The 14,468-nt window shown below is 60.9% G+C and carries 13 protein-coding genes; 10 read left to right on the plus strand and 3 right to left on the minus strand.

Features of this window, described 5'->3' with window-relative positions; all coding sequences use genetic code 11:
* Positions 1 to 80: 80 nt before the first annotated feature.
* The 4 genes from AC1DWM_RS22900 to qhpG are packed head-to-tail and all read left to right on the plus strand — an operon-like array spanning position 81 to position 5,656.
* Positions 81 to 1,985, plus strand: coding sequence for a sigma-54-dependent Fis family transcriptional regulator (locus AC1DWM_RS22900; protein WP_477796184.1), 1,905 nt, complete (start codon positions 81 to 83; stop codon positions 1,983 to 1,985).
* Positions 1,985 to 3,703, plus strand: a complete 1,719-nt coding sequence (locus tag AC1DWM_RS22905) for an ABC transporter ATP-binding protein (protein ID WP_477796185.1) — start codon at positions 1,985 to 1,987, stop codon at positions 3,701 to 3,703. Before AC1DWM_RS22900 ends, AC1DWM_RS22905 begins: the two co-directional genes overlap by 1 nt.
* Positions 3,693 to 4,370: a subtilisin-like serine protease QhpE gene (gene qhpE / locus AC1DWM_RS22910; protein ID WP_477796186.1), complete on the plus strand. Its 678-nt coding sequence runs from the start codon at positions 3,693 to 3,695 to the stop codon at positions 4,368 to 4,370. Before AC1DWM_RS22905 ends, qhpE begins: the two co-directional genes overlap by 11 nt.
* Positions 4,367 to 5,656 carry a flavin-dependent monooxygenase QhpG gene (gene qhpG, locus AC1DWM_RS22915; protein ID WP_477796187.1) on the plus strand — a complete coding sequence of 430 codons (1,290 nt, stop codon included), beginning with the start codon at positions 4,367 to 4,369 and terminating at the stop codon, positions 5,654 to 5,656. Before qhpE ends, qhpG begins: the two co-directional genes overlap by 4 nt.
* Positions 5,657 to 5,779: 123 nt before the next feature.
* Here the strand turns inward: qhpG and AC1DWM_RS22920 are convergent, their stop codons facing one another.
* Entirely contained in the window at positions 5,780 to 7,270 is a 1,491-nt protein-coding gene (locus AC1DWM_RS22920; RefSeq protein WP_477796188.1) for an aldehyde dehydrogenase family protein, read from the minus strand.
* 274 nt (positions 7,271 to 7,544) lie between these two features.
* Here AC1DWM_RS22920 and AC1DWM_RS22925 point away from each other — a divergent pair, with 274 nt between their 5' ends.
* Positions 7,545 to 7,799: a DUF1652 domain-containing protein gene (locus AC1DWM_RS22925; RefSeq protein WP_223514221.1), complete on the plus strand. Its 255-nt coding sequence runs from the start codon at positions 7,545 to 7,547 to the stop codon at positions 7,797 to 7,799.
* A 49-nt stretch (positions 7,800 to 7,848) separates the two neighbouring features.
* On the opposite strand, the gene AC1DWM_RS22930 is transcribed toward AC1DWM_RS22925, so the two are convergent.
* On the minus strand, positions 7,849 to 8,205 hold the full coding sequence (locus AC1DWM_RS22930) for a hypothetical protein (RefSeq protein WP_223514223.1): 357 nt from the start codon (positions 8,203 to 8,205) through the stop codon (positions 7,849 to 7,851).
* A 343-nt stretch (positions 8,206 to 8,548) separates the two neighbouring features.
* Between AC1DWM_RS22930 and peaA the strand changes: the two genes are divergently transcribed.
* The 4 genes from peaA (at position 8,549) to peaD (ending at position 13,108) form a co-directional block, all read left to right on the plus strand.
* The gene (gene peaA, locus AC1DWM_RS22935) at positions 8,549 to 10,129 is read left to right on the plus strand and encodes a quinohemoprotein amine dehydrogenase subunit alpha (protein ID WP_477796189.1); all 1,581 of its coding nucleotides are present in this window, start codon (positions 8,549 to 8,551) and stop codon (positions 10,127 to 10,129) included.
* 80 nt (positions 10,130 to 10,209) lie between these two features.
* Positions 10,210 to 11,640: a quinohemoprotein amine dehydrogenase maturation protein gene (gene peaB / locus AC1DWM_RS22940; protein ID WP_477796190.1), complete on the plus strand. Its 1,431-nt coding sequence runs from the start codon at positions 10,210 to 10,212 to the stop codon at positions 11,638 to 11,640.
* Between the two features lies 1 nt (position 11,641).
* A complete protein-coding gene (gene qhpC / locus AC1DWM_RS22945; protein WP_008145336.1) occupies positions 11,642 to 11,965 on the plus strand; it encodes a quinohemoprotein amine dehydrogenase subunit gamma in 324 nt (107 codons plus the stop codon).
* Between the two features lie 24 nt (positions 11,966 to 11,989).
* On the plus strand, positions 11,990 to 13,108 hold the full coding sequence (gene peaD / locus AC1DWM_RS22950; RefSeq protein WP_477796191.1) for a quinohemoprotein amine dehydrogenase subunit beta: 1,119 nt from the start codon (positions 11,990 to 11,992) through the stop codon (positions 13,106 to 13,108).
* 133 nt (positions 13,109 to 13,241) lie between these two features.
* Here peaD and AC1DWM_RS22955 read toward each other — a convergent pair whose 3' ends face one another.
* Positions 13,242 to 13,643: a lysozyme inhibitor LprI family protein gene (locus AC1DWM_RS22955; RefSeq protein WP_223514241.1), complete on the minus strand. Its 402-nt coding sequence runs from the start codon at positions 13,641 to 13,643 to the stop codon at positions 13,242 to 13,244.
* Between the two features lie 231 nt (positions 13,644 to 13,874).
* Here AC1DWM_RS22955 and AC1DWM_RS22960 point away from each other — a divergent pair, with 231 nt between their 5' ends.
* On the plus strand, positions 13,875 to 14,378 hold the full coding sequence (locus AC1DWM_RS22960) for an SRPBCC family protein (RefSeq protein ID WP_223514243.1): 504 nt from the start codon (positions 13,875 to 13,877) through the stop codon (positions 14,376 to 14,378).
* The last annotated feature ends 90 nt before the right edge of the window (positions 14,379 to 14,468 follow it).

The raw sequence follows: 14,468 nt of genomic DNA on the forward strand, positions 1-14,468 counted from the left end.
ATCCCCCTGACGTTAACGTAAACATTGCGGCAGGGCGCTGAACTAAAAAAAGCGCAGGGCGGACCGATTCGGAGCGCTTGATGACGCCAATAAAAACAACACCACCGAAACGTCACCACGAAGCCCGGCTGGCCCGGGAAAAACTCCATCTGGAGGGCGAAGTTCCCGATGGCGTATTGCGCGCGGAAATCGATGCGTCGTGGCGGCGCAGCCTCAGTCATGGCGTGCATTTCAATGGAAAGCACGAGCTGGCGCTGGAATCGAGCGCCAGCCTCGACGTGCTGCTGGCCAGCAACCGACTGCTGATCGACGCGGCATTGCCGGCGATTGATTACCTGGCCGAACGTCAGGGCAAGGAAGGGCTGATCATCCTCGCCAACTCCGACGCCACCATTCTCGCCGTCGAAGGACGCGCCGATCGCCTCAAAGGCAGCGGCCTGCAAGACATCACCTTGGGCGCCTGCTGGAGCGAAGCCGCTCGCGGCACCAACGCGCTGGGCACCGCACTGGTTGAAGCCCGACCTACGATGATCGATTGCGGCGAGCATTACCTCGATCGCCTGACCGATTTCTCCTGCACCTCGGTACCGATCCATTGTCCGCAGGGCGGCATGCTCGGCGTGCTCGACCTGACCCGCGAAGGCCCGCTCGGTCGCGCTCACGACAGCACCGCGTTGCTGGCCATGGCCGTCAGCCAGATTGAAAGCCGCGTCTTCAACGCCAGTTATCCCGACGAAATCGTGCTGGCCTTCCACAGCCGTCGCCAATACCTCGAATCCCCGTGGCAAGGCCTGCTGGCGGTGAGCCTTGGCGGTCAGATCCTCGCGGTCAGTGCCCAGGCCTGTCAGTTGCTCCACGCCGAACGCTCGGCGCTGGTCGGTCGGCGGTGCGAAGAATTTCTCGGGGTCGACGGGCTCCAGCTTTTGTCGCGGTTGCATCAGGGCGGCGTCGGCAGCCTGCAAACCGCCAAAGGCGAATTCTTCTACAAAACCTTGCGCGCGCCGCAACGCTCGATCGGCATCAGCAGCCCACCGCGCAGCACCGCCAAAACCGTCAAGCCCCAGCCGGACCTTGAGTCCCTGGCCGGGAGTAACGTGCGTTATGCCCGAGCCTTGCGCATGGCCCGGCAAGGCCTGGCCAATGAATTACCGGTGTTGCTGCTCGGTGAAACCGGCACCGGTAAAGAGGTCATCGCCCGCGCTCTGCACATGGCTGGAACCCGTTGCGACAAACCCTTCATCGCGGTGAACTGCGCGGCGATTCCCGAAGGCCTGATCGAGTCGGAACTGTTCGGCTACCGAGAAGGTGCCTTCACCGGCTCCCGCCGTGGCGGCATGATCGGTCGCCTGCAACAGGCCCACGGTGGCACCTTGTTTCTCGATGAAATCGGCGACATGCCGCTGGCCCTGCAAGCGCGTTTACTGCGGGTACTGCAAGACCGCAAAGTCGCACCATTGGGGGCAGGCGAAGAGCAGGACATCGACGTCGCGTTGATCTGCGCCACACACCGCGACCTCAAGCGCCTGGTGGAAGAAAAACACTTCCGCGAAGACTTGTTCTACCGGGTCAACGGCATCAGCGTGATGCTTCCGGCCCTGCGCGAGCGCGAAGATTTCAGTGCCCTGGTCGGGCGATTGCTGGCCAGGCTTGATGCCCCGACCGTTGTCCTGCATGACGATTTGAGCCGCTTGCTCGGCGGTTATCACTGGCCCGGCAACATCCGCCAACTGGAAATGGTGTTGCGCACCGCATTGGCCATGCGCGAACCGGGGGAGACCGTCCTCACCCTCGACCACTTGCCCGACAGCATGCTCGACGACTTGACCGCGACCGAACGGCCCCAGGCCGGCAGCATCCGTGAAAATGAATTGGAGCTGATTCGCCAGTCCCTGGACACCCACCAGGGCAACGTCTCGGCCGCCGCCGACGCGTTGGGCATCAGTCGCGCGACTCTGTATCGCAAGCTCAAACAGTTGCGCTCGTGATGCAGCGCCTGATTGTTCGGCTGATCGACAGCCAAAGTCCCGAAGCCCTGCAAGCGGCATTGCGCTGGCTCTACAGCTTTGTGCGACCGCACCGTCTGGCCATCGCCGGGCTGCTCGGTTTATCGGTGTGCGCCTCGCTGCTGGTGCTGGTGCAACCGTGGCTCACCAAGCTCCTGATCGACGATGGCTTGCTGGCGCGCAATTTTCCGATGCTGGTGTTGATTGCCGGGCTGATGATCGTTGCCGGGCTGCTCGGCACGGCGCTGTCGGGCATCAATCGCTACCTGCACACGCGATTGTCCGGGCGGATTCTGTTTGCCCTGCGCGATGATCTCTATCGGCATTTGCAGACGCTCTCGCCGAGCTTTTACGGGCAGCGGCGTATCGGTGACCTGATGTCGCGTCTGGATGGCGACGTCGCCGAGATCCAGCGTTTCGCCGTGGACTCGCTGTTCTCGGCGGTGTCGAGCGTGATCGGCCTGGTCTGCGCGGTGGCGATGTTGCTGACCCTGTCGTGGAAACTCTCGTTGCTCGCGCTGGTGCTGATCCCCCTCGACGTGCTCTGGCTGCGCTGGATGCGACGTAAGGTCGAGCGCGATGTGCGGCAATTGCGCGAGCGCTCGGCGGACATGTCCTCGTTCATGGTCGAGACGCTGCCGGTGATGAAGTTCATTCAGTCCGCCGGCCAGCAACAGCGGGAAGCACGACGGCTGGAGACGCTGGGCCACGGCTACATGAGCCAATTGCTGCGCCTGCAAGTCACCGAGTTTTTTACCCAGGCCGTACCGGGCACATTGACGTCGTTGTCCCGTGCCTGTGCGTTTTTGATTGGCGGTTACTGGGTGGTGCAGGGGACTTGGCAGTTGGGCGCCTTGATCGCGTTTTCTACCTACCTGGGCATGGCCGTCGGACCGGTTCAGAGCCTGCTCGGCCTCTACGTCGCCATTCAACGGATGACTGTCAGCCTCGGGCGCGTGATGGAATTGCGCGGTGAAGAGCCGACCGTTCTGACGCCGGTCCAACCGCAACCGATGCCTGCCTGCGGTGACCTGCGATTCGACGATGTGCACTTCAGCCATCCCGGTCGCCCGACGACCTTGCGCGGTATCGAAGCGCGCATTCCCTACGGCTTGAAAGTCGCCCTCAGCGGCGGCTCCGGAGTCGGTAAATCGACCCTCATTGATCTGCTGCAACGCCACCATGATCCACAGTCGGGCCGAGTGTTGCTGGGGGAGGTCGACCTTCGGGAGCTGGACCTGTTCCAGTTGCGTCGGCGAATTGCCGTGGTCAGCCAGGACATCGTTTTGTTTCGCGGCAGCCTCGCCGACAACCTCGCTTACGCCGTGCCGGATGCCAGTCGCGAGGCAATCACCGAAGTCGCGCGGCTGGCGCAACTCGATAGTCTGATTGAATCATTGCCCGAAGGCCTCGACAGTCCGTTGGGCGAGCGTGGTCAGCAGTTGTCCGGCGGGCAGAAACAACGCATCGCCATTGCCCGGGCGCTTTTGCAGGACCCGCTGATTCTGGTGCTCGACGAAGCCACCTCGGCGGTGGATGAAGCCACCGAACGCGAAGTGATCGAGGCCATCGACCGATTGTTTGCCGGACGTACACGAATCCTGATCAGCCACCGCCCCTCAACCCTGGCCGATGCCGATTTGCGGTTTGAATTGCTCGACGGCGTGCTTACTTCAAAAACGGTGCTGCATGAAGCCTGAACTACGAATCGGCGTCGTCGACAGCGGCCATTCGGCGGCGCAGCAGGTGCAGGTCATCGCTGGCCGGCGCTTCTCGTTGCTGGAGGACGGACTGGCCGAAAGCGACTTACGCGATGATCCCCTGGGTCACGGCAGCGCGGTGATCGAAGCCATCGGACGGCGGGCACCTTCAGCGGTGTTTTGCGTGGGCCAGGTGTTTGACCAGCGCGGCGTCACCAGCGCCTTGCAGATCGCCAGCGCCATTGACTGGCTGGTGGCACAGGACGTCCGGTTGATCAATTTGAGCCTCGGTTTGCGCCAGGATCGCAGCCTGTTGCGCGAAGCCTGTGCAGCGGCAGTAGCGCGAGGGGTTCTACTCTGCGCATCGAGCCCGGCGCAGGGGGAAGGCGTGTTTCCGGCGAATTATCCGCAGGTGCTGCGCGTCACCGGCGATGCGCGCTGTGCCGAACAAGAATGGTCGTGGCTCAACAGTGCCCAAGCGGATTTCGCTGCGTGTGTGCATGGGACCTATCCGGGGCAGTCAGGCGCCAGCCTGGGGTGTGCGGCGTTGAGCGGGCACATCGCCGCTTTTCTGGTCGAACACCCTGAGGCGAGCAACGAGCAGGTGGTCGAGTGGCTGCGCGAGCACGCGCGTTATCGCGGCCCTGAACGGCGCATCGGGCCATGATTGTGATTCTCGGCGCCGGGCCAGCGGGGGCTGCGGTGGCCCTGGGTTTGCGGCGGCTTGGTTATCCCGTGACGCTGGTCAGCGAGTGGCGCCGGTTTGCCGCGTTGGAAGGTGTCTCGTTGCGGGTGCTGGAGGCCTTGCGCGGCGCGGGTCTGCATCAGGCGTTGGTGGAGGCGGCGTTGCCTTCCCAGCGACAAGTGTCTTGGAACGGTCAGCAGCATGCGCAGAACATTGAGTTTTTGTTGGACCGTCCAGGCTTCGACCGAGGCCTGCGCGAAGACCTGCGCCTGGCGGGCGTTGAGGTGTTCGAAGGTCGGGTGCTGACGGTTCAGACTGACGCGACGGGGCATCGAATCGAGATCGAAGGGCGCGAAACGCTGGTCGCGGACTTTCTGGTGGAGGCCCGAGGGCGTCAGGCGCCGGCGCTCGGCAAAGGCCTGAGAGGGCCGGAGACGGTCAGCCTGCTCAATCGCTGGCAGGCCATGCCGGGCAGCACCGCCAGCGCGGTTGAAAGCCTTGAGGATGGCTGGGCGTGGATGGCGCGACGGGCTGACGGCCAGTGTTATTGGCAGTGGACGGTGGACGTGGCCAGCGCCGGGCTGCCCGGTAAGGCGCAATTGCTCGACTATTGTCGTCAACGGCGCCAGGGCTCGGCGATGGCTCAGGCGTTTTTCGGGGCTACGCCTGAAATCGACGTGCAACTGCATGCCCGCAGCAGCACCGCAATCCTGTGTCCGCAGGTGTGCGGCCAACACTGGATTCGGGTCGGGGATGCGGCGATGGCGGTGGATCCGCTGTCGGGCAACGGGATTTTTCAGTCACTGTCTTCGGCGCTACAGGCGCCTGCATTGATCAACACGCTGTTGCGAAAACCCGAGCGAACGGCCCTGGCACAGCGCTTTCATCAGCAGCGAGTGGAGCAGCTGTTTTTGCGCTTTGCGCGGATCGGTCGCGATTTTTACGCCGATGAACAGCGTTGGCTGGATCAGCCCTTCTGGCAGGCGCGGCGGTGCTGGCCGGATGCTGAGGTTGCCCATGCCGAGGCGGATTTTGCGGCGCTGAAGATTGAGCGAGCGCCGGTGCTGCGGGATGGTTTTGTGGATGAGGCCGAGGTGGTGATCACGGCGGATCAGCCATTGGGGATCTGGCATGTGCAAGGGGTCGAGGTGGCGCCGTTGGTGCGGCGGTTGCGCACTGAACCGGCGGAACGGGTATTGGCGGGGTTGACGGTGGAGCAGGGGCGGGTGGTTCGGGGGTGGTTGTTGGCTCAAGGGTTCAAGCCCTGAGATTTGTAGGGGCCGGTCTGGCCCCTTCGCGAGCAGGCTCGCTCCCACATTGGTTTTGTGTTGAACACAGATCCCTTGTGGGAGTGAGCCTGCTCGCGATGGCGCCCGAAAGGGCGCCGCAAATCAGAGCTTGATCAACACCGACTTCAACTCGGTGTAATGCTCAATCGCCGCATACCCCATTTCACGCCCGACCCCCGACATCTTGTACCCGCCAAACGGCAGCGCCGGGTCCAGGGCGCTGTGGCAGTTGACCCACACCGAACCCGATTTGATCCGCGGAATCATCCGGTGCACCGCCGCCAAATCATTCGACCAAATGCTCGCCCCGAGACCGTAGGGGCTGTCATTGGCCATGCGCAACGCATCGGCTTCGTCATCGAACGGAATCGCCACCAGCACCGGGCCAAAAATCTCTTCCTGCACCAGAGAATGCTTCTGATCGACGTCGACGATCACCGTCGGCTTGACGAAAAAGCCCGGTCCGAACTGCTCGCCACCGCAGGCGATGGTCGCGCCGCTTTCCCGGCCCTTTTCGATGTACCCGAACACTCGTTCCTGCTGCCGCGCCGAAATCAACGGCCCCATCTCAACGCTTGGGTCCAGGCCGTTGCCGAGTTTCATGGCGTTAGCGATGCCAGCGATGTCTGCCACCACATTGTCGAAATGCTTGCGCTGCACGTACAGTCGCGAGCCTGCGCAGCACACTTGGCCCTGATTGAAGAAAATCGCGCTGGCGGCACCGGCTGCTGCGTTTTTCAGCTCGGCGTCGGCCATGACGATGGTCGGTGATTTTCCGCCCAACTCCAGGGTCACGCGGGTCATGGAGTCCATGGCGATCTTGCCGATCTGCTTGCCCACGGCGGTGGAGCCGGTGAAGGTCAGCTTATCCACCAGCGGGTTGTGCGTCAGGGCAGAGCCTGCGGTGATGCCAGTGCCGGTGACCACGTTGAACACGCCCTCGGGGTAGCCGGCCTCCAGTACCAGTTCGGCGAGTTTCAGCGCGGTCAGCGGGGTTTCATCCGCAGGTTTGAGTACCACGGTGCAACCGGTGGCGAGGGCCGGGCCGAGTTTCCAGCAGGCCAGCAACAGCGGGAAATTCCAGGCGACGATGGCGCCCACCACGCCCACCGCTTCGCGACGGATGAAGCTGTGGAATTGATCGTTGGGCATCAACGGCAACGACACCTCGACGCTGGAGCCTTCGATCTTGGTCGCCCAACCGGCCATATAACGCAGGAAATCGATGGCCAGTTGCACGTCCATGACTTGGGCGACGGCGGCGCTTTTGCCGTTGTTCAGGCATTCCAGTTGCGCCAGCAGTTCGGCGTCGCGTTGCATCAGGTCGGCAAGTTTCCACAGCAGGTTCTGCCGCTCGCGTGGGCGGGTGCGGGTCCAGGCCGAATCATCAAAAGCCAGACGCGCGGCGAGTACGGCACGGTCGACATCGTCCGGTGTAGCCCGTGGCACCACACACAGCACTTCGCCGGTGGCCGGGTTGTGCAGGGGCATGGTCTGGCCGTCGGCGGCCTCGACCCAGTCACCGCCGATCAGCATGCGCGGTGCGCGCTGGATGAACGCGGAGGTGGCGGGAAGCAAATTAGGGAGCGACATGGCGAAGCCTCTTATTGTTCGTGAGAACAGGGCTTTCGCAATGCCTGTGCCAAGTCGCCGCAAGGTCAGGCGAGCCTTTGATTGGCTGGGACTCGCCAGACGCAAAAGGAAGGATGCAGGGGCTTTTTTTCGCAAATTGCGACAGCCGCTGAGACGACGAGCAACCCGGTTGCGACCTTGAGACCCTCGGTGATGGGGTCTAGAATTTTCTGGCTCGGTGGGTGAAATGACGGAACATCTCCCCGGCCACACATCTCGCGCAAGGGAGGTTGTGATGAACCTTTCAACCCTGGAGATTCAAAGCATCATTGAGCAGAGTTTTCTGCCCTCGATATGCACCTGCAGCATGGCCCCGGATCAGTCAATGACGATTCGGGTCTGCGATTGCATGACCGGCAAAGTGGACCTGGTGGCGACCAACGTTCCCGTCTGGGAACTGGACACTGCCCATGCAATTACGACGCTGGTGGCGCAGATGCAGCAAGAGATCAACGCACACAAAGGCGTTCCTCCAACGTTTTTAAGTTGAACCTGCGTCAGCCGCACCACCGTGTGTGGTGCGGCCCTTGCTGATGTGATCATGAAGGGATTCTTCGGGAAATATCCTCGAACGTGTTGCTATCGACGGCCGCCAGTAACGTCCTGTCATCCTTGAGCGTGGCCAGAAAGGTCACTTCCGTCTCTTTGCCGGCCAACATGAACCCGGCAATCGCGCCGATGGGGCCCAGCAGCATGGCGCCCGCCACGCCGAACCCGATGGCATCCTTGATGTTGTTGATCGACTGCTCGTTAGCGACTTCCACACGCTTGAACGATGAGAGTGGGAGGGTGAGGCCGGGCCATGGGTGAAGCGACGTCCTGAGGGTGAAAACGCCGTCCCTGTACTCTCCATCACCCTGCAGAAAGTCCCCCGCCAAGACAGTGATGCTTGCCATTTTTTATCCCCTTGCTGGCAATCGATGAACAATCATTTCGCACTCGCATCCCCGGGCCGTCAATCGTCGGGCGATGAGCTGTTTCAACTGGGCATCTATGCTTGTCTCAGACTGCAACAACTGTCGCGATATTAGACGCAGGCGATCTCGTCGAAAGCGGTTCGAGCGCCGATGTTTTCGCGCAACTGATTGATAAAGAAGGATATCGGCAAGCTGGCACGCTCCGTGTATTGCTCATCGCAGACGTTTCTCTTGCCTCCGTCAGCGGTTCGCCGCCGGCGGTAGAAACCATAAAAACGATAAGCCACAACAATAAGAACGCACCGTGCGAGGTTCGACGTTGATGAAGAGAAAACTCCGATCAGGCCTGAGCGCCAGCCTGCTGGCCGTGGCCGCCTGTGCGGCGCTGCATTCGCCTTATAGCTTGGCAGCCCGCGACGCCCAGACCATCCTCAAGGAAACCTGTCAGGGCTGTCACACCCCCGAAGCCGATAACGCCCTCAGTCGCATCAGCCACCAGCGCAAGACCCCGGAAGGCTGGCTGATGACCATCGCCCGGATGCAAACCATGCATGGTTTGCAGATCAGCGATGACGACCGTCGCACCCTGGTCAAGTACCTGGCGGACACCCAAGGCCTGGCGCCGAGCGAGACCGATGGCGTGCGGTATGCGCTGGAACGCCGGCTCAATACTGTCGAGAAATTCGACGATCAGACCAGTCAGATGTGTGGCCGCTGCCACTCCGGTGCGCGGGTCGCCCTGCAACGGCGTCCGGCCCAGGAGTGGGAGCGTCTGGTGAACTTCCACCTCGGCCAATGGCCGTCCCTCGAATATCAGGCCCTGGCCCGGGACCGCGACTGGTTCGACATCGCTCGCAAAGAGATGGTGCCGCTGCTGGCCAAGCGTTATCCGCTGGACAACCCGGCCTGGAAAAAATGGCAAAGCGTCGCGCCGAAATCCGCTGCGCTGGTGGGTGACTGGAGCTTCAGTGGCCACTTGCCGGGCAAGGGCGAATTGGCCGGTGTGATGACCGTCAGCGCTGACGGTAGCGACACTTTCAAGGTCGCCGTGAAAGGCCAGTACGCTGACGGCACTCCGTTCAACGGCGACGGCAGCGCAATTCTGTACACCGGTTATGAATGGCGCGGCAACGTGACCATCGACGGCGTGACCATGCGCCAGGTGTTCGCCGTTCAAGGCAATGCGATGCAGGGCAGGATGTTTGAGGCCGAGCATGATGAACGCGGACTGGACTTCGTTGCCGCCAAGCAGGGTTCCAACCGTCTGCTGGCGGTGCAGCCGGGTTATTTGAAGGTCGGTAGCGAAACCGAAGTCACCCTCATCGGCAGCGGCCTCACCGGCAAACCGGATTTTGGCAAAGGTGTGGAAGTGGTCGAAATCGTCTCGCAAAGCCCTGAGCAGATCAAGGTCAAACTCAAGGCCGCCGCCAATGCCCAACCGGGTCTGCGCAACGTCTCCGTTGGCTCACTGAAAGGTCCGACCCTGTCGGTCTACAGCACAATCGCCGAAGTCAAAGTCGTGCCGGAGTTCTCGGTCTCGCGGATCGGCGAGGGCGGTGGTTCAACGCCGAAAGTCCAGGGCCGTTTCGACGCTGAAGCCTGGGGCAAAGGCGCCGACGGCAAGCCGTATCGCATCGGTGTGTTCCCGGCGCAATGGAAGGTCGAAGCCTTCGATGACCGCGCCAAGGAAGACGAAGACGTCAAGTTCGCCGGCACCATGCAGGCTGACACCGGCGTGTTCACCCCTGGCGATGCCGGGCCGAACCCGCAGCGCAAAATGTCCACCAATAACGCCGGCAATCTCAAGGTGATCGCCGCCGTCGACGACGCAGGGAAATCCCTGACCGGCGAAGGCCACATGATCGTCACCGTGCAACGCTGGAACAATCCACCCATTCCATGAGTTGGCTGATCCATACGGCTTCAGACACTTTTCGGAATGACCGCAGGCCCCGTCAGACGGGGTTTGCACAGGAGGTTGCAATGGGCGCTATTTTGAATCTGGTTGAACGGAACCTGCACGAAGTGCACGTCGACGCCGACCGCATGCTGTTTCATATCCCCAGCAGTTCGCTGTTCGCCAGCGATGAGCTGACCGGCACCATCATCGATGCCTTGCGCGGTCCCGGTTGCACATCGGACGACCTGATCCAGCGCCTCGCGGCGCGGTTCAACGGCGAAGAAGTCACCGAGACCTTGCGTGAGCTGATGGCCCTGGAACTGGTCAGCGACGGTTCGCCACTGACCCCGGACATCGGCACCAAACGGGTCGAACGCACCGCGATAAATACCGTGGTGCTCAACGTCAACACCGGCTGCAATTTGAGCTGCACCTACTGCTACAAGGAAGACCTCGACAAGCCGTCGGCCGGCAAGAAAATGGACGTCGAAACGGCGGTCGCCTCGGTGGAAATGCTGCTGCGCGAATCCCCGGACGAAGAGCGTTTCACCGTGGTGTTCTTCGGTGGTGAACCGCTGAGCAACCGCAAGCTGATCGAATACATGGTCGATTATTGCGAGAAACGTTTCCGCGAGGCCGGCAAGTTCGTCGAATTCGTCATGACCACCAACGCCACGCTGCTCACTGAAGAAACCGTGGACTACCTCAACGCCCACCGTTTCGGGCTCTCGGTCAGTATCGACGGGCCGAAAACCGTGCACGACCGCAACCGCATCACCGTGGGCGGGCAGGGCACGTATGACGTGGTGCGGCGCAAGGCCGAGATGCTGCTGTCGCGCTACAACAGCCGTCCAGTTGGCGCGCGGGTGACTTTGACCACTGGCGTCACCGATGTCGAAACCATCTGGGATCACCTGTTCAACGAACTCGGTTTTGCCGAAGTCGGGTTTGCCCCGGTGACGTCGGGCGACATCAGCACTTTCAACCTGTCCAGCGACGAGCTGATCGAAGTCTTCGCCAACATGAAGAAGCTCGGTCGGCGTTACCTGGAAGCCGCGCTGGAACATCGCAACATCGGTTTTTCCAACCTGCACCAGCTGATCACCGACATCCACGAAGGCCACAAAAAAGCGCTGCCGTGCGGCGCGGGCCTGAAGATGCTGGCGGTGGATCACAAGGGCGAGCTGAACCTGTGCCATCGCTTCACCGGTTCATCACTGCCGACCTTCGGCAACGTGCACAGTGGCGTCAAACAGGTGGAGTTGAACGACTTCCTGTCCCAGCGCCTCGACCGCACCAACACCGGTTGCGAGGACTGCCAGATCCGCAACCTGTGCTCCGGTGGTTGCTACCACGAGAGCTACGCCCGATACGGCGACCCGACCCACCCGACCTATCACTACTGCGAACTGATGCGTGACTGGGTCGATTTCGGCATCGAGGTCTACACCCGGATCATGGCCCATAACCCTGCGTTTATCAGCAGCTACATCACTCCGCGCAAGGCTCACTGATATGAAACATCTCAAGGCAATCAATAATAAAGCGCTGAAACTGGATGAGGCCGCGGCCGAAAACCGTATCGAAGAAGTGGTGGCGATGAGCTCCGTTGCGGGCTGCGCCTCGACCACCGACCCAGGTTGGGAAATCGATGCATTTGGCGGGGTGTCGTCGTTGTGCCAGCCGATGGAAGCCGACCTGTATGGCTGCTCCGACCCGTGCTGGTGGCCGGCCCAGGTGCCCGACATGATGAGCACCTACCCGGACTGGAACAAGGATGCCCAGGCGTCCAACGAAAACTGGCGCAACCTCGGCACTGTCTTCCCCAAAGACAAGTGATCAGATAAGAAGAAGGATTCCAGCATGCACAGCATCAAAGCCTGCGGCCTGGCCGCATTCGCCGTCCTGAGCACTTGTTCGTTCACTGTTCTGGCCGATGAAAACACAGCACTGCAAGACGGTCACGAGTACATGGTGACCACCAATTACCCGAACAACCTGCACGTGATCGACCTGGGCACTGACACCCTGTTCAAGACCTGCAAGATGCCCGACGCCTTCGGCCCCGGCACCGTGCAGCTGTCGCCGGATCGCAAGACCGCCTACGTATTGAACAACCACTACGCCGATATCTATGGCGTCGAGCTGGACAGCTGCAAGCAGGTGTTTCACGCCAGCATCACCCAGAAACCGGGGGAGAAAGCGAAGTCGATGTTCGCCTTCACCCTCAGCCACGACGGCAAGGAACTGTTCGCTATTGCCAACCCGACGCTGATGCTCAATGACCGCTACGAGGTGCAGCAACCGCGGCTTGATGTCTATGCCACCGACGCTGGCATGGACGCCGAACCCGTGCGCAGCTTCCCGGCACCTCGGCAGTTGACCATCATGCAAAGTGGCGATGACGGCACGCTGTACGTGGCCGGGGCAGATGTCTACAAGGTCAATGTGAAAACCGGCAAGTTCGACGTGCTGATCCCCAGCCGTCACTGGAAACGCCCGAACTACAGCGCACCGGACGTGCTCTACGTGTGGAACCAGCAGACCTATCGCCATGACTTCTCGCTGCTCTACACCGCGGCGAAATTCAAGGACAAGAAGCAGGACCCATTGACCGCCGAATACCTCTACGGGCTGTTCAGCATCGACCTGAAAACCGGCAAGACCGAAACCACCGACTTCGGTCCCCTGACGGAAATCTACTTCAGTGGCATGCGCTCGCCGAAGGACCCGAACCTGATGTTCGGGGTGCTGAACCGGTTGGCCAAGTACGACATCAAGGAGAAGAAAATGCTCCAGTCGGCGACGCTGGATCATTCCTACTACTGTATTTCCTTCAACAAGGACGGCAGCAAGATCTACCTGGCCGGGACGTTTAACGATGTGGCGATTTTTGATGCCGATAGCCTCAAGCAGGTTGGCAGCATCAAATTGCCGGGTGGTGATATGGCGATTACCACGGCGCAGGTGTTTGTGCGGTAATCGGTTCTGCCTGATCTGACGCCTTCGCGAGCAGGCTCGCTCCCACATTGGTCCTGCGTTCACAGTTCCAGTGTGGGAGTGAGCCGGCTCCGGGCGGCGTTCCGACGATGAGGCCCTCAAGATCAAAAAATCATCAAACCCCGGGCACCGGACACCCCACATCCCCCTCCTGGCACTTCAGATAATTCTTGAACGTCTGAACCCGCGCCTTGGTCAAGTCCGTGGTGCAGTTGCTGTAGACCAACGGATACAAACTGCCCCCATCCACCCCCGACGCTGAAAACGTGCACTCGGCATCCCGGAATGCGACCCACGCCCGCTGTGCCCCCACCAATAACTTCTTGCGGTCGGGCTCGCCTTTCAGGCGCGTGGTGATTTGCTGATACAACGCATTCAATTCCTTATCGGCCGCTGCATGCTGCTGCGCCGCGCATTGGTTCATCGTGGCCTGGTCGGTGGCGTTGTCGCAATCCACGGCGACAGCCATTGAGGTAAACATCACAGGCGCCAGCGCCAGGAAAAAGCGTGAGTACATGGAGGAAACTCGCTGTGACAAGGGGAATTGGGGAGCAGTGTAGCCAATTGCCGACTGAGGATGACCTGCCGAAGGTGCACTGCCAGCCAACTGTCTCGTCTGCATACCCGAACTTATGCACGCAAATGTGGCCGAATATTGCGGACATGGTTGATCGCGGCAAGCGATTGGGACATTTTAGGGTTGGTCTTGTGGTCTTACTGACCTACTGTTCATTACAGGAGGTGACATATGAATCCAGCATCAGATCGCATCGAAAGGAAGATCCTGCTCAAAGCGAAGCGTTCGCATGTCTGGCGCGCGGTGGCCAATGCCGAAGCATTCGGGCAATGGTTTGGCGTGGCACTGGAAGGCAAGCGTTTCGTCGCCGGTGAGTGGACTCAGGGGCAGGTCACGTACCCCGGTTACGAGCATTTGCTGTGGAATGTCCTGGTCGAGCGGGTCGAGCCGGAGCGATTGTTTTCATTTCGCTGGCACCCTTATGCCGTCAACCCGGAACTCGACTACTCCCAGGAGCCGACCACGCTGGTGAAATTCGAGCTCGAAGACATGGATAACGGCACGCTGCTCAAGGTGTCTGAATCCGGTTTCGACCACGTTCCCCAGGCGCGTCGCGAAAAAGCGTTTCGCATGGACAGCCGTGGTTGGGAAGAGCAGATGAACAACATAGAACAGTATCTGATTGAAAGCGCCAAAGCCCACGAGCGTGAGGGTGGTGGAGGCGCAGGTCGCTAAACGCGCGGCTTGTAGGCGGGATGCCTTAGGCATCTAAGGGTTTACGGAAGGGCGCTTATAGCGAATGTCTTACACGCGGTGGTAGCTATG

The sequence above is a fragment of the Pseudomonas sp. P4_C8 genome (assembly GCF_056401975.1).

What these genes read in the sequence shown, in the direction of transcription:
- AC1DWM_RS22905 (WP_477796185.1), top strand. Translation starts at nt 1,985, where the DNA reads ATGCAGCGCCTGATTGTTCGGCTGATCGACAGCCAAAGTCCCGAAGCC.
- peaD (WP_477796191.1), top strand. Translation starts at nt 11,990, where the DNA reads ATGCACAGCATCAAAGCCTGCGGCCTGGCCGCATTCGCCGTCCTGAGC.
- AC1DWM_RS22900 (WP_477796184.1), top strand. Translation starts at nt 81, where the DNA reads ATGACGCCAATAAAAACAACACCACCGAAACGTCACCACGAAGCCCGG.
- AC1DWM_RS22955 (WP_223514241.1), bottom strand. Translation starts at nt 13,643, where the DNA reads ATGTACTCACGCTTTTTCCTGGCGCTGGCGCCTGTGATGTTTACCTCA.
- AC1DWM_RS22925 (WP_223514221.1), top strand. Translation starts at nt 7,545, where the DNA reads ATGAACCTTTCAACCCTGGAGATTCAAAGCATCATTGAGCAGAGTTTT.
- AC1DWM_RS22930 (WP_223514223.1), bottom strand. Translation starts at nt 8,205, where the DNA reads ATGGCAAGCATCACTGTCTTGGCGGGGGACTTTCTGCAGGGTGATGGA.
- AC1DWM_RS22920 (WP_477796188.1), bottom strand. Translation starts at nt 7,270, where the DNA reads ATGTCGCTCCCTAATTTGCTTCCCGCCACCTCCGCGTTCATCCAGCGC.
- qhpC (WP_008145336.1), top strand. Translation starts at nt 11,642, where the DNA reads ATGAAACATCTCAAGGCAATCAATAATAAAGCGCTGAAACTGGATGAG.
- qhpE (WP_477796186.1), top strand. Translation starts at nt 3,693, where the DNA reads ATGAAGCCTGAACTACGAATCGGCGTCGTCGACAGCGGCCATTCGGCG.
- AC1DWM_RS22960 (WP_223514243.1), top strand. Translation starts at nt 13,875, where the DNA reads ATGAATCCAGCATCAGATCGCATCGAAAGGAAGATCCTGCTCAAAGCG.
- peaB (WP_477796190.1), top strand. Translation starts at nt 10,210, where the DNA reads ATGGGCGCTATTTTGAATCTGGTTGAACGGAACCTGCACGAAGTGCAC.
- peaA (WP_477796189.1), top strand. Translation starts at nt 8,549, where the DNA reads ATGAAGAGAAAACTCCGATCAGGCCTGAGCGCCAGCCTGCTGGCCGTG.
- qhpG (WP_477796187.1), top strand. Translation starts at nt 4,367, where the DNA reads ATGATTGTGATTCTCGGCGCCGGGCCAGCGGGGGCTGCGGTGGCCCTG.